This window comes from Terriglobus albidus (assembly GCF_008000815.1).
Lineage (GTDB): Bacteria > Acidobacteriota > Terriglobia > Terriglobales > Acidobacteriaceae > Terriglobus > Terriglobus albidus_A.
Map to the genome: position 1 here is coordinate 4,476,294 of NZ_CP042806.1, position 18,348 is coordinate 4,494,641.

Genomic DNA, 18,348 nt, shown 5'->3' on the forward strand with positions numbered 1-18,348 from the left:
GACCAAAGAGGGCGCGCTCCTGGCCAGGCAACAGTTCACCCTTCCAGAGGCCTACTGCCTGCTCATACTCATGCCTCCACCATCGCCACGCGCCATTGCGCTGTACACGGTGGTCTTGGTACTTAAGAGCCCCGCAGCAGTAACGCGCATATCGTACTGCAGCTCAGCGATGTCGTTGTTCAACTGAAAGTTTCGGATCACAATTTGTATCGTCAGCTTGCCTATCAGGAGGCCGGAAACATCTTCCTCGAGGTCTACACGAAAGTTCTTGATCATCCCATTGCTGTAAAACCACGATGGCGTGAGGGTTACGCGGCTTCGCTCCGTGGGATTATCCATGCCCAGAGACTCTTCGAAGAAGTCATAGATGCTATAGATCTCGGGATATTGCACGGGGCCGCTCCACGGATCGAAGTCGGAGGGTGACTTTCCTTGGGGCAGGACATTAACATCATCCGGAGCGGTGATCTTTACATTGTCCTTCAGAATTTCCCAGGTAGTTTTGATGAGATCGGCAATTTCGCTCATGCGCTGAACACCTTCCTGATTCTCGAACGTTAAAAGTCAGTCTTGGTCAGCAGGAACATCCCACGAAAGCGTGGATGGTGGGCTCGTGTACCTGCGTGGTCGAGTTGCAAAACGAGTAGGCGATAGCTCAAAAGTTCTTCACTTACGAGATCGCGGTCTCACTGCCGTCCGTAACGGAAACATTCACCTGCATCGGCCCATCGGACCGCTGATACGCGATCTTGCCGTACAAGCCGTCGTCGGTATAGACCTCCAACGCTTCCGTCGGCTGATTCGGTTCGAGATAACCGTTGAAGATCACTGGGGGTGAGTTAGGGTCACGCCCTTGGTCCACGATAGTCCAAAGGCGGCTTTCGCCGTAGTTACTACGGAACGTTGCGCGAAGCGTTGGCATGGGGGATGCCCTCTATACAAGATTTGTTTCGTCTTGCCGATCACCGTTTCTTACTAACAGTAACGATCAAAGGCCATTATGGTCGCAGACCGCTTGCTCACGTTAGCGGGTCTAAGGTGGCACACAAACTCCAAGGCTTCCAAGAAAAGTTCGCTTGGAATATTTGGATTGTGGCACGTTGGAGGCTATGTCGGCGTCTTTAGCCGAAGATGTTTTCCTTAGGTTCTCCTTAGGTTCTCCTTAGGCTTTCCTTAGGCTTTCCCCGGAGACGGCCAGTGTAGAAGCGCGTGCTAGCACGCCAGCCGTTTCCTCCCTGCTCTCGAGAGAGAGGACCGCCAACACTGAAAGCTCTCTTACAGGGAGGCTCTCTCTCTATATAGTCGCCCTCCGTTGGAGTGCCCGGCTTGACTGTGCCGAAGGGTATGAGAGCAGGACAAGAGCGTATGGGACGGGGTAAGAAGTATCGTTGAGGCGAATCGACGGAAATAGGAAGTCCCCGGCTTCCTGATAAGCGGATTCCCTTCTCCACTCTGCGAGAACAGCGCAGACGCTCTTGTGCAGCGGTACGGGCTTCCGGCGCTGCCTTGTCGACGATGAATGAATTGGGCGCACTTGTCTTCCTCAGGCCGATGTCTTCTGCGCCTCAAACAAGCTACGGCCAAAATCCACATTCGTCTCGGGGAACGGCTTCAGGAGCGAGAACGAATTGCGCGAGATCTTCACGACACATTGTTGCAAGACTTCCAAGCAGTAATACTCCGATTCCAGATTGCCGCAAAGCGCATGGCCAAGGACGACCTCAATCGGCCAGAGATCGAAAAGGGCCTAGATTACGCAGATGATGTCTTGGTTACCTGCCGTAGCGCCGGTTCAAGCGGCTTGACACCCAGTCGGTCGGCCAGCCGCTGGTTCATGCAGGCCGCAAAGAAGTTGCCATACTTGATCTCTAGGGGTGTTTCGGGATGCTTTGCCGCCTTTTCCAGCAACATGTAGACCGTGTATCGGTTTCGCTCGGTCAGTTCTTCCAGGCGGCCACATTTGGTCTTGTCTCTGGGATGGGATGGCTCCGCTGCCAGTTCCCACAGGCATAAGCGTAAAAATCCTGGCACGGGTCCGGCGATCTGTCGATTGCGGAAAGGTCCATGCTAATGCCCGTTTCGGGTGCAACGACGGCCGGCCCGTCTGAACTGCGACTTACTGTCTGAACCTGTTGCGCTCGGCTGGGTGACGACGTCAAGATGCACGGGAAAGCGACCCCACCGCACACCAATGCAGCTGCAAATTGCTTAACTATCAGGAGACAACCTCAAGGGGCACTCTGAATGCAATCGCTGATGCAGTCAGAGTACTTGGTCGGTGCTGCGCTTCGGGAACAATCAGATCAATACCGTTCTTGCCGACGGTTTTACCTTCGGGTGTTTCCAGGCAGGATTCCCCCGCCTCCGTGTAGAACGCCTCAGGACCAGAATGGCGGTGCGTTCGTGCGACTGCGCCGGGAGGAAGAATAGCTTCCATGAATTGCGCAGTATATTTTTCGCCATTTTTAATCGACAGAGGACCGATCTGCGACACACGTTTGCCCCCGGAAGATTGATCACTTTTTCCGCCGATAGTGAAGAGCCAGACTTTTCCGAGCGCCTCGACAACCGAACCACGGGAACCCTTGGCCGCCTCGGCCGCGGCGCGGTCAGGGAAGACGTCGAGCGACCAGTAAGTGGGTCCGTCGGGAAGCTCGCCTAATGGCTGGGTCAGGATGATCCAGCAACCCGCTTCGCCGGTTCTTTCGCTAACCGGGTTGCAGCTGACCAAGCGGGTCTGGGCATGGATTGGGATCGCTGCCGCGAGAAACAGGATGCATCCCAGTGCTGCTTGTACAAAAGGAATCTTGCGTGACTCTACGAGGTTGTGTGAATTGCAGTCGATACCTATAACCAGATCGTGCACCTTCAATCTTTCTGACTGAATCATCTTTATCCTCTGTGTGGAACTATGCACAACGAATCAAAGTAGAGCTCAAGAAACCTATCACACAAAACGACGTTGTTGCGGAAGGCCGTTGCAGGGTATGTCTCAGGCTGAAAACCGCGAACATTGTAGGAATCGATAATGAATAGGTTTGAAGAAAACTCCAGCCGTCTATGGCTAACTACAATTGCAGGGGCGGGCCAACGCGCTCGATGCCATAACTGCTAAGCACAGCAGACTCGGAAGGAAGCTTACCCGTCTTTCCGAAATCACGGAAGAATGCTTCCATCCTGCCCGCAGGCGTAAACGCAATCAGGAGTTTGCCAGGCTTGTCGCTCACCTGCGCCCACACGTGTGGGACTTTCCGAGGCATGAGAATCGAATCACCCGGTTTGAGGATCATCCTGTTCTTGCCAACTTCGACCTGGAATTCGCCCTCCATAGCAAACAGCCATTCATCCTGGTCCGGGTGCATATGGCGGTTAGGCCCACCTTTTCCAAGATTGTCGTGTTCCATGGTAAACATGCCCCCGCCAGTATCAGCGGAACATACCTTGAAGGAGATCGTACTGAAGCCCAGGCTATGTGTTTCACCAAAGCGATCGGCGCCAGATCGCACAAAAAGGCCGTTACCGTTGACCTCCGTAGATTGCCCGAGGGCCAGCGAGGGTAGGGATAGTATTCCCAGCTTCACGAAAGACCGTCGTTCCATTGCTTTCTCCACATTTGTGTTTTCAAATTTCCGATGCTCTGGATTCCAAGCAAATTATTGGCGTGTAGCATTTGCAGATTCCGTGTTCACCTTGAACTTGCCGTCAATTGGAACGTTCAACGTCATTCTCCTTAATACCCGGTGAGTGCCAAGAAGACCTGGCCGCCATTTGTGATCCCCACTGGCGTATTGAACACCACATAATGGCCATCTACGCTGATGGCGGGGTCTCTGTAGTCCTTGTTTGTAGCTGCATTGATCCCTGCCGGATCGTTAGTAGCCATGCTGGTGGAAGGAGTGCAGCCCGCAGGCGCCCCGATGCACGTGTCGCGCACAAAGATGTGCGCAGCATAGAAGTTACCGGGCTGATCTCCCTGATGCATGAACGCAACGTAGCGGCCATGCTCACTTACAGAGCGCCAGCCGATATATGCCCTGCTGGCGGACGTAGCCATATCGGGCCATTCCGAAATCAGGATGGTGGAGGGTGTGCAACCTGCCGACGCGCCGACGCAGGTGTCGCGCAGGTACACCTGGGAACCATTGTTGATGGTCCGTCCGGCAATCATGTGCTTATCGGTTGTGCTGAACACCACATACCGGCCGTCACGGCTGAAGGAAGGCTCTTTATCCGCGATGGAGTCGTTTGCCTGATTGCCTTCGCTGGGTGTGCCGTCGGCGCGCACATCAATCAGGGTGTAGCTCTCCGCGCATCCTGCCGGAGCCCCGGCGCAGGTGTCCTGCATCCAGATGTGGAGCACCGTACCGTCAGATGCCCGTGAAGGATCTACCGCGGTAAGGTACGCGCGGAACAGCACGTAGCGTCCACCCGCACTAATGTCAGACTGGAATGGCTGCTTGGGTGGCGTTGTGCCTTTGCCTGTCGCAACGCGCCGGACGGTGGGCGTGCAACCGGAGGGCGCACCAAAGCAGGTGTCCTTTACAACCAGTGCCGTTGTTCCCGTGTTGTCCGTATCGGTATAAACCACCGGATACAACGCATATCGTCCCTCAGGGCTTAAGCGGGAAGACAAACCAGTGGCGTAGGAGTAGGAACTGGATATGCCTGGGAACGGCTCCTGCACCTCACTTATTCCGGAAGTGCAGCCTGTCGCGGCACCCAGGCACGTGTCATAAACGTCGACCTTGTACTGGTATGCGGAATCAAAACCAACGTACCTTCCGCTGTTGCTGACCATCACAATACTTCCAACGCCGCTGCCCGTGGTGAATACCCCAGGTTTCGACACCATGATGGTGCCTGGAGTGCATCCTGCTGAGGCTGTAGGACCGACACAGGTGTCGCGTAAGAAACCGCTGTTCTCCCCGTCTATATCATTGGCGACGATGTCGGTTGCCGCTGAAGCGAATCCTACATACCGCCCATCCTGGCTTACCGTCTGGCTGTAGCTGACATTGTTTGCGCTTCCTCCAGAGAGATAATTCGTAGAGACAAGCTGTACCATCTTGCCTGTTGCCTGCGGGGACACCGTGAAGCTCAGAGAGGTCGATGTGCCTCCCTCTGCGGGTGGATTTGCCACCGTGATCTGGAAGGTGCCTGTGGTCGTAAGATTGGTCGCAGGAATGTCTGCCGTCAACACCGTGCTGCTTTGCACATGGGTGACTAAGGCAGAACCGCCCCATTGCACGACGGAGTTGGAAGTAAAGCCTGTGCCGTTCACCGTCATGGTGAAGGAGGCGGCATTCAGCGTCACACTCGAAGGCGAAAGGCCGGTGATCGTCGGCGTTGCCGGCGTTACGGTGAATGTCTGCTGGTTGGATGAACGAACGCCGCTTTGCACGATATCTATGTTGGCTGTCTGCGCAGTAGCGATGTTGGCTGCCGGAACTGTCGCACGCAACTGCGTTGGGCTGACAAATACTGTCGTCAGGCTGGTTCCGTTCCACGCAACGGAAGCCGCAGCGGTGAAGCCTGTACCTGTGACGGTTAGATTAAAACCGGCGCTGCCCGCAGCAATCGTTGACGGCGAAAGCGAAGTAACGGTGGGTGGTGCTGCTGTCACTGTAAAGTTCAGCTGATTTGTCGACCGTCCACTTCCTTGAACCACGTCAACGGCGAAATTACCTGCGGCTGCAATATCCGTAGCGGGAATGGTGGCGGTCAACTGCGTTGCGGTGATGAAGGTCGTCGTCCGTGCCGATCCAGCCCAGGCAACGGCGGCTCCGGGAAGGAAGCCACTGCCGTTCACCGTGAGCGCAAACGTCGTGCCGCCTGCAGTTGCAGTCGCGGGTGAGAGCGAGGAAAGTGTGGGACGTGCCGGCGCTGGATTGATCGTGAACGAGAGTGCGCTCGATCGGTCCCCAGTATCCGTATTGACCGCCGCTACCGGAACCGTTCCCGCCGTAGCGATGAAGCTGGCGGGGATGGGGGCAGTCAGTTGCGTTGCGCTAACCACAGTCGTCGCAGCAATCCTGCTCCCATTCCAATCGATTTGCGAACCGGTGCGGTAGCCGGTTCCGGTAACGGTCAGCGTGAAATCGGCGCTACCTGCGACAGTGCCCGAAGGACTGAGAGATGTCACTGTGGGCAAGGGCGGAGGAGCAGAACTTATGGTGAAGCTGACAGACGCAGACTTCTGGGCGTCGGGGTTCACCACGCTCACCTGGGCCGTCCCTGGTGCAGCAACGTCGGCAGCGGTAATTGCCGCTGTGATTTGTGTGGCGCTGGTGAATGTGGTTGGTCGGCTACTCCCATTCCATTGAACGCTGGAGCCAGAAACGAATCCTGTCCCATTTACGGTCAGCGTAAAAGAAGCGACGCCGGCAGTGACAGAGCCGGGACTCAACGACTTGATTGCTGGAGGGACCGCCGCCGGTACCGAGCTATTCGAACCCGAGCACCCCATCAGAAAAACCGAGGGAATAAGAGCGATGACGATGCGGAGCGTGAGATGGGCGAGGGTGCGGCGTAATGCATTCATGCTTGATCCCTTTTGCCTGGAGCTTGAGTGGAACGAGAGTTGGTTCACGGAGAGTCGAGCCGTTTGCGAGGGATCTCGCGGTGAAGAAGGGGAACGGCATCAGTAGTAATCTGTTCTCACAAGGTTGGGCCCGTCATGCCTTTCCTGTGATTCTTCTGTGAGGCTTTTATTAGGGGACTCGTCGCGAGGGGTAGGTCCATTTGCTGTATCTATTTGAAGAATTTGAACTTAGCGAAGAAGGTTTCTCACTTAGCCGCGGCGGAAAACGTATCACAATTGAGCCCCGGGTTCTCCATGTGCTTTTTGTGCTGGTCGGTAATGCGGGCAAGTTATTGGAGAAACGAGTACTTCTGGAGGAGGTCTGGAAAGATACTTTCGTCGAGGAAACGACGCTCACGCGCGCGATCGCTGTCATCCGAAAGCACCTGGAGGACGACCCTCGCGACCCCAAATATGTAGAGACGATCCCCACACGCGGCTATCGCTTCATCGCTCCGGTGGTAACTCGGCAGTCGGCTGAGGCGGAAAAATCGGCGGCCGAGCTTCCTGAGCCTGCTCTTCCCATGGACACGCCGCCCCCCCTGTTTGAACCATCGCAGGAAGTGGCATCCGTCGCTTCCGCGGTATCCGGAGACGCGACCAATTTTTCCAGTAAAAAGAGTGCTTGGCTCTATGCAGCAGGAGTGCTTTGCTTTGTTGGGATCTCAATTGGCCTGTTTCTCCGGTACAGGTCCCATCGCACCGCCTCGCTGAGTACGAAAGACACTCTCGTCCTGGCCGAATTTGCCAACACCAGCGGAGACCCGGTTTTCGATGGCGCCCTCCGGCAAGGGATGATGGTGCAACTGGAGCAATCACCCGTCTTGCGGCTGGCGAGCGAAGGCCAGATACGGAAGACGCTCAAGCTGATGGGATTGCAGTCTGACGCGCCGTTGACCTCCGAAGTAAGCCGCGAAGTCTGCCAGCGCATCGGCGGTGATGTGGTGTTGGATGGCTCCATCTCTCGCTTGGGAAATGAATACGTTCTCGGCTTGCGTGCCAGGAGGTGCGGCACGGGTGATGAACTGGATGCAGAACAGGTTCAGATCGCCCGGAAAGAAGACGCATTGAATGGGTTGACCGAGATTGCCACTCGGTTCCGAACACGTATCGGTGAAACCCTCGTTACGATCAGAAATCTGGATACGCCACTTGCCGAAGCGACCACCACCTCGCTAGATGCGCTGAAGGCATTTAGCCAAGCAACCAAGATGTTCAATATCAAGGGCAGCAGAGCGGCGATGCCTCTATTTCTGCACGCCACCGAATTGGACCCACAGTTCGCCATGGCGCATGTCTGGCTCGGCCGCATGTATGCGGATCTGGGAGAAGAGGCCTCTTCGATCAAAAGCACTCAGATTGCGTACTCCTTGCGCGACAGGGCGAGTGATCGCGAGCGCTTTTCGATTGATGTTTCTTATGATCTGTTGGTGACCGGCAACCTGGACAAGGCAAGGGTCACATGTGATGCATGGGGACTGATGTATCCACGCGACGTCTACGCGCGCGCCTTTCTTTCGGGAATGATCTATCCGGCATACGGGCAGTATGAGAGAGCGTTGGAAGAAGCAAAGATGTCGATTGCGATTGATCCCGATTTTGTTGTGGGATATCGCAATGCTGCCTTGAATCTGATCGCCCTGAATCGATTGAACGAGGCCGAAAAGATCCTAGGGAAAGCGGCACAGCGAAATCTCTTTCTCCCCAGCTTTGTCACTGATTCATATCGCATGGCCTTTCTCAAGGGAGATCAGGAGGGCATGAAACGAGCCCTGGATACTGCGCCGACGAACCCTTGGCTCATGAATTATGAGGCCGCAACACTCGCGCAGGCCGGACGTTTGATTCAGGCGCGAGAGCTGCAGGATCAAGCCGTACGTCAGACCTTGCGCGGATCAAGGCAGGAGTTAGAAGCGCAATTACTCGTGGCCGCATCCTTTACCGAGGTGTTTTATGGTTATCCTGACGGCGCCGCGAAACAGGTTAGGACTGCCTCGCGGCTTTCGACTGGGAAAAGTGTGGAGTATGCTGCGGCGCTCGTCCTGGCGATGACGGCAAACGCCGAGGAAGCCTCCGGGCTGATGAACGATCTGCGGCAGCGATTTCCTGAGGATACTCTCGTTCGGTACAACTACCTGCCGACAATCCGAGCTGCCTTGGCCTTGGCAGATAAGCGGCCCCAACAGGCGGTCGATCTCCTCCGTGAAACATCGCAGTTTGAATTGAGCCAGCCACTCTATCCCATCTATCTTCGGGGACAGGCTTTTCTTGCCATGGGGAAGGCTTCGCAAGCGTCGATGGAGTTCAAGAAAATCATCGACCATCCAGGACTGGTATTAAATGATCCCCTTTTGAACCTCGCCCAGATAAATTTGGCAAGATCCTATGCGGCAGAGGGAGATAACGAAAGCGCCAAGGCGACTTACGATCTTGTTCTAAGGCGCTGGAATAGCGCCGACGCAGATCTACCAATTTTGCTGCAGGTGAAAAAGGAGCGTGCCGCGTTGTAGAGGTCAACCGCTCCATATGCAAGATCTTGCGACCCTTCTAGGTGTCCGACTGAGTCAGATTCTTCTTGAAGCTGAACGGATGAGTGAAGAGAACTCCCGAGACAACAAACGGTAATTTTCTGCCCTGCAAATCAATAGAATTTTAGTTAGACCTCTGCTCATGCGCGGCAGAGGTATTTGCGGAAAACCAAAGTCTTTCGTCGATATAGGGTGCCGAGGAGGGTGCTGAACTGTCACTGTTTCAGCAACAGAAACGTGCCCTGGAGGCTTATCTTTCGCTTCTTACATCCTCCATGGTCGACGAGGGATTCGCCCTCTCGCCAGTTGAGAATTGTGAGCGGTGACCGCATCGATGGAGATCCGAACATTGCCGGTCGACGCCTTGAAGCACGAGGGCGAGAGAACCGCCGCCGTATGACGTTGGACGAAAATCGCGTAGTTCTGTCGTCCCGAATCGAGGGAGCCACACAGACGGCACAGGCTTGAGCGCTAGTTTGCAGAAGTTTGCTGGTCGTTGTCGTTCTCCTGAATTTCTCGTAGTCTCCGTCGTATCGCTTCCTGTCTGTACGATTGTGCCTCAAGCTCCCGGGGGGACAGCTGTTCGCTTCCTTCAGCGTCTTGCCGCACGAAAGGAAAAAAGAAACGTTGCGCAAGAACGAAAATCTGGTGCATCGATTCGTTGAAGTCCCACTGGACGGCCAAAGACCGCTACCTATGAAATTCCCTGTTCCCGAAGTTGACAAAGGCGAAGAGCACTGCGGAAAAGCGGCCGAATCTACTGATAGAACTTGGGTTAATGAGAAAAAGCTCAGATTCCTAAAGCTAATTCAGGGCAAATCAGGGTTGATTCGAATCCCTGATTGGGATTTCTATCTTATTGAATCTAAATGACTTATTTTCATTGGTTGCCCCCCAGGGATTCGAACCCCGATTGATCGGTTCAGAGCCGACTGTCCTACCATTGAACGAGAGGGCAATACTTAGATTGGCCGGGAGAGTCGCGCTTTGTTACCGCGCCACCACTCACCTAAGTCAGTGTATGGCCTCGAAGGCTTCTGGTCAAATCTCCCACCTTTTCAGAGGGATAGTTGAGATTCCTGAAGGGCGCCAACCGACCGGATGGCGCCCTTCCGTTTCTGTTTATTTGGTCGCAGCGGTAGCCGCAGTACCAAGCAGATCGATAGCTTGCATCACGTCCTGATGCGGCAGCGTTCCGGAGGTGAGTTGGATGTTCACGCGGTCCACGCCACCCAAAGCTTCATCCACATACTTCAACTTGGTCGCAACCGTATCGGGAGTGCCTACGAAGAACGCTCCCGTCGGTGAGGCATTACCGTCGAACTGACCCCGGGTTTGCGGTGCTCCCCAGCCACGCTCAGCGCCGATTTTGGCGAACTGACGCTGCCAGACGGGAAACATGGTATCCCCTGCTTGCTTATCCGTATCCGCAAGGAATCCAAGCACATGCAGCCCAACCTTCATGTCTTGCTCCGGGTGTCCGGCCTGGAGATAAACCTTGCGGTAGAGGTCGATCAATGGGCGGAACCGGTGTGGTTCTCCGCCAATGATTGCCACCATCAGAGGGAGACCGAGCACGCCGGCGCGGGCGAATGACTGTGGCGTTCCACCAACTCCGAGCCAGACAGGAAGCTTCTGCTGCACCGGGCGAGGATAGACACCTTCACCGTTAAGCGACGAACGAAGCTGCCCTTCCCAGGTGATGTTGGCCTGCTCACGCAGTTTCAGCAGCAGATCAAGCTTCTCGGAAAAGAGCTCGTCGTAGTGCTTGAGGTCGAAACCGAAGAGCGGGTATGACTCAGTAAACGAGCCGCGGCCAACGACAATCTCCGCACGTCCGTTCGAGATGAGGTCCACGGTAGCGAACTGCTGAAAGACACGAACTGGATCGTCCGAGCTCAGCACGGTGACCGAGCTCTGCAGGCGGATCTGTTTTGTGATGGACGCAGCCGCCGCAAGAATGGTCGACGGTGAGCTGGCCAGGTAGTCGGGCCGGTGATGCTCGCCAATCCCAAACGCGGCGAGGCCGACCTTGTCAGCGAGCGCGATCTCTTCCATCAGATCTGCCATACGCTGCTGCGCAGGAACGAGATTGCCGGCGGCATCCGGCGTGTAGTCCACGAAGCTGTCGATTCCGATTTGCATACACAGGAGTAGATGCTTCGATATCGAAATAGTTTCAGGGCGGCTAATTCGTGTCCTCCTGCATCTTGGAACTGATGCGGAGAAGCAGATTTCTCTGCTCCCTTTGGTCGCTACGAAATGACAAACCAAAAAGAGACGCACTGTACCGGCCCCTTATTCCTCGCGCAGGACCTCCAGCGGTTTTTGGCCAAGCACATGGTGGCTGGCGATCCATCCGGTTGCCACGGCCATAACAGCAGTGCCCGCCATCATGGCAAGGTCGGTGATCCAGGGAAGATGGAACTCGATACTCATCTGGCGTTGCAGAAACCTGGCCACCACCGTGGCAAAGATGACTCCCGTGAAACCGGCGACCAGTCCCAGAACAGCGAATTCAATCGAGAAGACGGTGACGATGCGCGAACGGGTCGCTCCCAGCGTTTTGAGTACGACCACCTCGCGGATGCGGCGGTAGCGCGTGCCCGCAATAGAAGACGCCAGAATCACCATGCCCGCGAAGATGGAAAAGGCTGAGAGGAACTGAATCACCACCGTGATCTGGAGCACGACCTGGCGGATGGTCTCAAGCGCCTGCGCCACATCGATTACGGTAACTGTGGGATAAGCCAAGAACATGGCGCGCTCAAGCTGACCGACCTTCTTCGGATCGACATGTGCGCCTCCGTACCAGACGACCGGGAAGCCCTGCAGTGGAGTCCTGGGCAGGATGAACTCCGCACGTGAGTATGCATGCTGGCCGTCGGACTTGATGATCGCGGCCACAACGGCATCAATCGGCTTGTCCTGTGCCGAGAAGACAATGTGGCTTCCCAGGGTGACACCGAGCCGCTGACTCATGCGTTGCCCGATGGCTACCTGGGGCACCGTGGTCTCGGGTTTCCACCATTCTCCCTGTAGCACCGTCGTGCCGGGCGGAAGTTCGTCGGACCATGTGAGTTGGATCGACTGCAGCATCCGCCGGGGGAAGTTCGTCAGCCGCAGATCCTTGCCGGCAACGCCGTTCACGCTGGTGATGCGTGAGCTGATGACCGGGATCAGCTCCGGTTCAGCCGTAACGCCAGGCTGGCTGGTAAGCACTTTACGTACGCCTTCAACCTCGGAGTTGGCGATGTCGACCAGGAAGATATTCGGGATCTTCGGCGAAGAGACGATACGCAGCTCACGGACAACCGCCTGCTGCATAAGGAAGACAGTCGTAATCTGCATGACGCCGAGGCCGACAGCAGCAAGCAGCGCCGCCGAAGGATTTCCGGGACGATAGAGGTTGGCCAGACCATGGCGGATGGCCGAGGGCAGAGCAAGTCCAGCTCCGCGCAGGAAGCGGCGTAGGACAGTGAGCAAGATCGCGGCCGCGGCAAGAAGAGCGACAAGAACCCCTCCGAGACCCACTGCGAAGGTCCTGCCGGTCTGCGCCGAGTCACTCAGCGTAGCGGCAATGAGCGAGAGACCGAGCAGAATCACAACCGTCGCTAAAAGCTGCGCCCAGTTCGAGCGCAAGCGAGCCCAGAAAGCTTTATGAATAGGTTCGTCAGTCTGCTCCACTGCACGGCGAAGGATCAGGATGGGGCGCACCTTGCGGATATCCAGCAGGGGCGGCAGCGTAAACAACAGAGTTGTCAGCAGACCGGCCGTCAGTCCGGTCCCAACCGCATGCCAGTCAAGCGTGAAGGGTGGCTGGACATTGATGAGCCTGCGCAGCAGCACCGGAAGAAATCGCTGTACGGCGGTGCCCATGGTGACGCCTAGAAGACCGCCAAGCGTGCCGAGCAAGATCGTCTGCAGCAGATAGATGCGCATGATCTGCGAGGACCCGGCGCCGAGCGACTTCATGATGGCGATGGTGTCCATGCGCTGTTGCAGATGGGCGCGCATAGCCATTGCAACTCCGATGGCGCCAAGAACGAGTGCAACCAGGCTCATCAGGCTCAGAATGCCGGTGGCGCGATCCAGCCCCTGGGTCAGCGCGGGGTTGGTTTCACGGTAGTCAGTCACCTGCGCTTCAGGGAGCAGCGCAACCAGGCGCTCTTTCCAGGCGGCGACCTGTTGATCGGAGCTTCGTGCTGGAAGCTCGAAGAGAAAGCGTTCGTTCGACCGGTTCCCTTCTGCGATCAGACCTGCGTCTTCCAACCCTTTGCGTGTGATGATGACGCGCGGACCCGCCGCAAACGATCCCGAAAGGCGGTCCGGTTCATTGGTCACCACGCCTGCAATCGTGAAGAGTCCATCGCCGATCTTCACGCGATCTCCGACCTTGAGATTCAGCCGTATCAGAAGGTCTTCGGCGGCGACGATGGTGTCGTCATGCAACACATTCCGAAGCACGGCCTTCGGCGTGAGATCGACCGTTCCATAAAAGGGATAGACGGCGGGGTCGATAGCCTTGAGTGAGACCAGGAGAGGGTCAAGCGAGTGCTCGGCAGAGGCCATGGCAACCATCTCGGTCACCGCGGTCAGGTGCAAGCCTTCGCGCTCCATTGCCTCCAAGCCTTCCTGCTCTTTAGGAGTCGGCTGGGCAAACATCCGGGCTGCAAGATCGGCGGCCATGATGGAGCGTGCGCGTATGAGTAGCTCAGTGCGGAAGGCGCCGCTGAAACCGCGGACACCGGTAAGCGCGGCAACGCCAACGGCAACCGAGAGGATGACAAAGGCGAACTTGCCCTTCGACGAACGCATCTCGCGCCAGGCGATACGGCGGGCGGAGGTCCAACTGAGCGACGGCATCTACTCGACCGCCTTTCGCTCGTCGGCGACGACAAGGCCATCCTTAAGAAGAATGCGCCGCCCGGCGAGAGCGGCGATATTGGGGTCGTGCGTCACCATCACCAGCGTGGTGTTCGAGGTGCGGTTCATCTCCAGCAGCAGATCCAGTACATGGGTCCCGTTCGCGGAGTCCAGGTTGCCGGTCGGTTCGTCAGCCAACACCACCGGCGGCCGCAGCACGAAGGCGCGGGCAATGGCTACACGCTGCTGTTCTCCTCCGGAAAGCTGAATCGGATAGTGGTCCATGCGAGCTTCAAGTCCAACACTGGAAAGAAGCTCCTTCGCACGAGCAAGACCGTCGGAGCCGAGATTGAGCTCGTAGGGAAGAAGCACATTTTCCAGTGCGGTGAGCGTCGGAATAAGCTGGTAGGACTGGAAGACGAAGCCGATCTTTTTGCCTCGCACCTGTGCCAGCCGATCTTCCGGCAGGTAGCTGATGCTCTCTCCGGCGATCTTCACATCGCCGGTCGTAGGCGTATCCAGGCCGGCCAGCAGGCCGAGCAGTGTGCTTTTTCCGGAGCCGGAAGATCCCATGATGGCGACAAATTCGCCGTGAGCGACGTTGAAGTCGATGCCCTTCAGAATTTCGACAGTCCGCCGGCCGTTTCGGATAGACCGCGTCAGATTGGTTACCTCGATCATGGCTTCGTTCAATTCGCTCTCCCCAATTCGCTACACTGCTTGCGTGAAACTGTCCTGGATTGCCCTGTCCCTCGCCCTGTCACTCACCCTTACCGGATGCAAGACCAGCGATGGGGCCAGGCACGCCGAGGACTACTCCCGAGACACCCGCCCGGCCCGGCCAATGGCCCAGAACCCCTCTCCGGCGGCAACCTCAACTATCAAAGACGAACGTCCTGTGATTTTATGCTTCGGCGACTCCATTACTGCCGGCTATAACCTCGATGCCGGCCAAAGTTACCCGGATTACCTGCAGAAGGCTCTGGATGAAAAGGGGTACAAGTACCACGTCGTCAATCAAGGCATCTCCGGCGACACCACAAAAGACGGACTTGCACGCGCGGAAGACGCTGTTGCCTTGCACCCTGCCGTGATCCTGGTGGAACTCGGCGGCAACGACGGCCTGCGGGGCATCCCTATCGCCAGTACGCGAGCGAACTTTGATGGCATCCTGGCAAAGCTGACAGCGACCGGGGCGAAGGTCGTCCTACTGGGGATTACGCTGCCGCCACAATACGGCAAGGTGTACATCAACCAGTTCAACGAGACCTATGCCTTGATGGCAACAAAGTACAACCTGACGCTCTTTCCATTCCTTTATAAGGACGTATATGGAGTCCAAGGCGCGATTCAGCGGGATGGGATCCATCCCACCGATCTTGGCAGCCAGTTGATCGTGAAGAATGTTCTTCCCCTTGTGGAACCGAACCTAAAACGATAAGTTTTTCGCTAAAGAAAAATCTGTTGCTGCCGACATCCGTCATCGTAACTGCCTGACCCGTTACCTTTTCCCCCGTTTCACGGGGTGCGCTAAAGCGCACAGTGAGGGGGCCGATAAAGTCGCAGTAAGCCTCATCGGCCATGGTCACGAAAGGTACTGTGCAACTCTCGGCACCAGCTCGCAACATCACACCTCAGGGCCCCGCAGCTACCATGCAGGCGCCTGCCGCGGCGGCAGACGGCTCAATGCGCTTCCTGGCCAAGCAGCCGATCATGACAGCGGGACGCAAGACCATTGGTTATGAGCTGCTGTTCCGCGCCACATGGGAGAACCGCTTCAGCGGTGATGGCGAAGCCGCCTCAAACAGCATCGTGGACTGGGCCGTTACCCATGGACTCGAATCGTTAGTCGGTGAAGCCAAACCGTTTGTTAACTGCACCCGATCGCTGCTCGTAAGCCGCTGCGCTTCGCTGCTGCCCCAAGGTACCGTTCTTGAGATTCTGGAGAACGTCGACGCGGATGAGGAAGTTCTGGAAGCGTGCCGCTACTACCGCAGTCTGGGATTCGCGCTGGCGCTGGACGACTATGATTTCCGCGAGCAATGGGAACCATTTCTCGAGCTTGTGGAATATGTCAAAATCGATTTCTCTCAAAGCACCGCAGAGGATCGAAAAAGGACAATCAAAAGGCTTAAACCACGCGGCATTCGCTTTGTCGCCGAAAGAATCGAAGACGCCGACCAATTGAAGGCCGCCGTTGCGGAAGGGTTTGATTTCTTCCAGGGCTATTTCTTCATGAAACCCGTCATGACTGCGCGGCGCGGTCCGGGAAAGTCTATTCATCAACTGCAGCTGCTGGCTGAAATCTGCAAGCCGAGCCTGGACCTCGAAAGCTTTCTTCATATTCTGCGTTCCGAGCCGGCCATCTGTTATCGAGTGCTCCGGTACGTTAACTCCGCCGCCGTTGGTCTGCGCCGCACTGTTACAGATCTGCGGCATGCGATTATGCTGATCGGCGAAGAGGAAAGCCGCAGAATCGTCCGTACTACGCTGGCCGCCGAGTTGACCGGAGGATCCGGGATCGAGGCAATGGAACGTTGTGTTCAGCGGGCACGTTTCTGTGAGCTGCTGGCGACCGATCTGAACAGCCCCCGTGAGGAGCTCTATCTGATGGGAATGCTCTCAGCGGTCCTGCCCATGTTAGAGATGGACGTCAAAGATGCGGCCGCCAATCTTCCCTTGCGGGAAGAGGTGATTGCAGCACTGACCGACCCTGCAATCGAAGAAGCTCATGCCCATGCGCTTTCACTTGCCGTTGCGTATGAGCGCGGTGATTGGGGCAGAATGATCGAGTCGTGCAATCGCCTCGGTATCGCTGAAGACGACGTCGCCGCCAAGCATTATGCGGCAGAACAGTGGACCAGCGCTGTGGTCCACCATTTGTAAAAACGGTCTCAGCCAATCACAACGATCGGCTGCATCAATGTCCCCGCGATGCGTTTGCCGATGGCGATCAGGTGGCGCTGGCCTTCGAAGACCTTCACCAGGGGAGCGTTGGAGAACTCCGGCAGATTCACGGCCATACCGTTGCGCAGGCGGCCCGCCGTTGCCAGGTCGGCTGTCACCGAGGGCATCTCCGACAGAACAGTGCGCGGATGCGGGAGGGCTGCTTCCAGCTCGCCTCGTGCAGCGAGTGCTTCCATCGTCTCCAAAGACATTGCCTGATCGAAAGTGAATACGCCGGCGCGAGTGCGGCGGAGTTCTGTCAGATGCGCACCACAACCTGCCGCTGTTCCCAGATCGTGCGCAAGTGAGCGGATATAGCCACCAGCGGAGACCTCCGCGACAAAACGAACGGTCTCTCCTTCCATTTCGATGAGCTCAAAGCGATTCACCGTAACGCGGGCCGGCTTCACCGGAACCTCTTTACCTGCGCGCGCCAGCTTGTGCGCAGGTACGCCGTTGATCTTCTTTGCGGAGAAAGGCGGCGGCATCTGCTCGATCTCTCCACGGAAACGCGAGGCCAGGGCGCAAAGCTCTTGGAGCGTCTGCGTCAATGGGCGCGGCGACGCTGCCGGCTCACCCTCCGCGTCGTAAGTATCCGTTGCAAAACCGAACCGGATCTCACCGGTGTAGGCCTTCTCCGCGTTGGAAAAGAACTGCGCCAGACGCGTCCACTTTCCCAGAAGGAGAGGAAGAACGCCGGTAGCCATCGGATCCAACGTTCCAAGATGGCCAATGGATTTCTCGCCCGTCGCCCGGCGAACACGATTGACAACGTCATGCGAGGTCATCCCCGCGGGTTTATCCAGTACTAAAAGTCCGTTCACGTTTCTACAACTTACCTGAGCGAACCAGCGAGAGGAACTCGTTGCGCGTCTGCTGCTGCTCTTTGAATACACCCAACATGGCAGAGGTTACGGTAGCCGAATTCTGCTTCTCGACACCACGCATCATCATGCACAGATGCCGCGCTTCCATAATGACAGCCACGCCCTGCGGACGAATGGCATCGACAATGGCATCGGCGATCTGCCGCGTGAGACGCTCCTGCACCTGAAGACGGCGTGAGAAAACATCCACGAGACGAGGCATCTTGCTGAGACCGATAACCTTGCCGTCGGGAATATAGGCGATATGGGCCTTCCCGAAAAACGGCAGCAGGTGATGCTCGCATAGCGAATAGAACTCGATGTCCTTGACGATCACCATCTCGTCGTAGTCCACGTCGAAGAGCGCTCCGCGGAGAATCTCGGTGGGATCCTGCTTGTACCCCTTCGTCAGGAAGGCCATCGCCTTCTCCATGCGTTCCGGCGTCTTCAGCAGACCGTCGCGGGTGGGGTCTTCGTCATAGCGCAGCAGAAGCTCACGGTAGATCTCTTCCGTGGAGGCTTCGCTGAGCGGTCTGTCGGTCAATGTACTCATAGTGCTTCC

The 18,348-nt window shown here is 56.7% G+C and carries 15 protein-coding genes, 1 tRNA gene and 1 pseudogene; 5 read left to right on the top strand and 12 right to left on the bottom strand.

Features of this window, described 5'->3' with window-relative positions:
* Window positions 1-51: 51 nt before the first annotated feature.
* Window positions 52-528 carry a hypothetical protein gene (locus tag FTW19_RS17780; RefSeq protein WP_147648888.1) on the bottom strand — a complete coding sequence of 159 codons (477 nt, stop codon included), beginning with the start codon at window positions 526-528 and terminating at the stop codon, window positions 52-54.
* A gap of 142 nt (window positions 529-670) precedes the next feature.
* A complete protein-coding gene (locus FTW19_RS17785) occupies window positions 671-922 on the bottom strand; it encodes a hypothetical protein (protein ID WP_147648890.1) in 252 nt (83 codons plus the stop codon).
* Between the two features lie 597 nt (window positions 923-1,519).
* Here FTW19_RS17785 and FTW19_RS26485 point away from each other — a divergent pair.
* On the top strand, window positions 1,520-1,915 hold the full coding sequence (locus FTW19_RS26485) for a histidine kinase (protein WP_147648892.1): 396 nt from the start codon (window positions 1,520-1,522) through the stop codon (window positions 1,913-1,915).
* On the opposite strand, the pseudogene FTW19_RS26200 reads toward FTW19_RS26485, so the two are convergent.
* From FTW19_RS26200 to FTW19_RS17810, 4 genes and pseudogenes are all read right to left on the bottom strand, one after another.
* A pseudogene (locus tag FTW19_RS26200) lies at window positions 1,828-2,066 on the bottom strand (M13 family peptidase); the annotation flags it as partial. The gene FTW19_RS26485 and the pseudogene FTW19_RS26200 sit on opposite strands and share 88 nt — an antisense overlap.
* A gap of 149 nt (window positions 2,067-2,215) precedes the next feature.
* Window positions 2,216-2,890 (bottom strand): hypothetical protein, encoded by a 675-nt coding sequence (locus FTW19_RS17800; protein ID WP_147648894.1) that lies wholly within the window; start codon window positions 2,888-2,890, stop codon window positions 2,216-2,218.
* 178 nt (window positions 2,891-3,068) lie between these two features.
* Window positions 3,069-3,599 carry a cupin domain-containing protein gene (locus FTW19_RS17805; RefSeq protein WP_147648896.1) on the bottom strand — a complete coding sequence of 177 codons (531 nt, stop codon included), beginning with the start codon at window positions 3,597-3,599 and terminating at the stop codon, window positions 3,069-3,071.
* 131 nt (window positions 3,600-3,730) lie between these two features.
* The gene (locus FTW19_RS17810) at window positions 3,731-6,541 is read right to left on the bottom strand and encodes a hypothetical protein (RefSeq protein WP_147648898.1); all 2,811 of its coding nucleotides are present in this window, start codon (window positions 6,539-6,541) and stop codon (window positions 3,731-3,733) included.
* A 200-nt stretch (window positions 6,542-6,741) separates the two neighbouring features.
* Here FTW19_RS17810 and FTW19_RS17815 point away from each other — a divergent pair, with 200 nt between their 5' ends.
* Together FTW19_RS17815 and FTW19_RS17820 are read left to right on the top strand one after the other, a co-directional pair.
* Window positions 6,742-9,090, top strand: a complete 2,349-nt coding sequence (locus FTW19_RS17815; protein ID WP_147648900.1) for a winged helix-turn-helix domain-containing protein — start codon at window positions 6,742-6,744, stop codon at window positions 9,088-9,090.
* A 645-nt stretch (window positions 9,091-9,735) separates the two neighbouring features.
* Window positions 9,736-9,981, top strand: coding sequence for a hypothetical protein (locus tag FTW19_RS17820; RefSeq protein WP_147648902.1), 246 nt, complete (start codon window positions 9,736-9,738; stop codon window positions 9,979-9,981).
* Window positions 9,982-9,992: 11 nt separating this feature from the next.
* Here FTW19_RS17820 and FTW19_RS17825 read toward each other — a convergent pair.
* The 4 genes from FTW19_RS17825 to FTW19_RS17840 all read right to left on the bottom strand — a co-directional run bounded on the left by FTW19_RS17825 (window position 9,993) and on the right by FTW19_RS17840 (window position 14,655).
* Window positions 9,993-10,066, bottom strand: a tRNA-Gln gene (locus FTW19_RS17825).
* 164 nt (window positions 10,067-10,230) lie between these two features.
* Window positions 10,231-11,253 (bottom strand): LLM class flavin-dependent oxidoreductase, encoded by a 1,023-nt coding sequence (locus FTW19_RS17830; protein ID WP_147648904.1) that lies wholly within the window; start codon window positions 11,251-11,253, stop codon window positions 10,231-10,233.
* A gap of 153 nt (window positions 11,254-11,406) precedes the next feature.
* Entirely contained in the window at window positions 11,407-13,974 is a 2,568-nt protein-coding gene (locus tag FTW19_RS17835; protein WP_147648906.1) for an ABC transporter permease, read from the bottom strand.
* Entirely contained in the window at window positions 13,975-14,655 is a 681-nt protein-coding gene (locus FTW19_RS17840; protein ID WP_147650714.1) for an ABC transporter ATP-binding protein, read from the bottom strand. It abuts the gene before it with no gap.
* Between FTW19_RS17840 and FTW19_RS17845 the strand changes: the two genes are divergently transcribed.
* Window positions 14,654-15,415, top strand: coding sequence for an arylesterase (locus tag FTW19_RS17845; protein ID WP_246153374.1), 762 nt, complete (start codon window positions 14,654-14,656; stop codon window positions 15,413-15,415). The genes FTW19_RS17840 and FTW19_RS17845 overlap by 2 nt on opposite strands.
* A gap of 245 nt (window positions 15,416-15,660) precedes the next feature.
* Window positions 15,661-16,860, top strand: a complete 1,200-nt coding sequence (locus tag FTW19_RS17850) for an EAL and HDOD domain-containing protein (protein WP_187143046.1) — start codon at window positions 15,661-15,663, stop codon at window positions 16,858-16,860.
* Between the two features lie 8 nt (window positions 16,861-16,868).
* Here the strand turns inward: FTW19_RS17850 and truB are convergent, their stop codons facing one another.
* Window positions 16,869-17,744, bottom strand: coding sequence for a tRNA pseudouridine(55) synthase TruB (truB, locus tag FTW19_RS17855; RefSeq protein ID WP_147648910.1), 876 nt, complete (start codon window positions 17,742-17,744; stop codon window positions 16,869-16,871).
* Window positions 17,745-17,748: 4 nt separating this feature from the next.
* The gene (gene folE, locus FTW19_RS17860) at window positions 17,749-18,339 is read right to left on the bottom strand and encodes a GTP cyclohydrolase I FolE (protein WP_147648912.1); all 591 of its coding nucleotides are present in this window, start codon (window positions 18,337-18,339) and stop codon (window positions 17,749-17,751) included.
* Window positions 18,340-18,348: the final 9 nt, after the last annotated feature.

Excerpts from the sequence above, each read along its gene's own strand:
- FTW19_RS17780 (WP_147648888.1), bottom strand. The coding sequence starts at position 528 with ATGAGCGAAATTGCCGATCTCATCAAAACTACCTGGGAAATTCTGAAG.
- FTW19_RS17785 (WP_147648890.1), bottom strand. The coding sequence starts at position 922 with ATGCCAACGCTTCGCGCAACGTTCCGTAGTAACTACGGCGAAAGCCGC.
- FTW19_RS26485 (WP_147648892.1), top strand. The coding sequence starts at position 1,520 with ATGAATTGGGCGCACTTGTCTTCCTCAGGCCGATGTCTTCTGCGCCTC.
- FTW19_RS17800 (WP_147648894.1), bottom strand. The coding sequence starts at position 2,890 with ATGATTCAGTCAGAAAGATTGAAGGTGCACGATCTGGTTATAGGTATC.
- FTW19_RS17805 (WP_147648896.1), bottom strand. The coding sequence starts at position 3,599 with ATGGAACGACGGTCTTTCGTGAAGCTGGGAATACTATCCCTACCCTCG.
- FTW19_RS17810 (WP_147648898.1), bottom strand. The coding sequence starts at position 6,541 with ATGAATGCATTACGCCGCACCCTCGCCCATCTCACGCTCCGCATCGTC.
- FTW19_RS17830 (WP_147648904.1), bottom strand. The coding sequence starts at position 11,253 with ATGCAAATCGGAATCGACAGCTTCGTGGACTACACGCCGGATGCCGCC.
- FTW19_RS17835 (WP_147648906.1), bottom strand. The coding sequence starts at position 13,974 with ATGCCGTCGCTCAGTTGGACCTCCGCCCGCCGTATCGCCTGGCGCGAG.
- FTW19_RS17845 (WP_246153374.1), top strand. The coding sequence starts at position 14,654 with ATGGCTTCGTTCAATTCGCTCTCCCCAATTCGCTACACTGCTTGCGTG.
- FTW19_RS17840 (WP_147650714.1), bottom strand. The coding sequence starts at position 14,655 with ATGATCGAGGTAACCAATCTGACGCGGTCTATCCGAAACGGCCGGCGG.
- FTW19_RS17850 (WP_187143046.1), top strand. The coding sequence starts at position 15,661 with ATGCGCTTCCTGGCCAAGCAGCCGATCATGACAGCGGGACGCAAGACC.
- folE (WP_147648912.1), bottom strand. The coding sequence starts at position 18,339 with ATGAGTACATTGACCGACAGACCGCTCAGCGAAGCCTCCACGGAAGAG.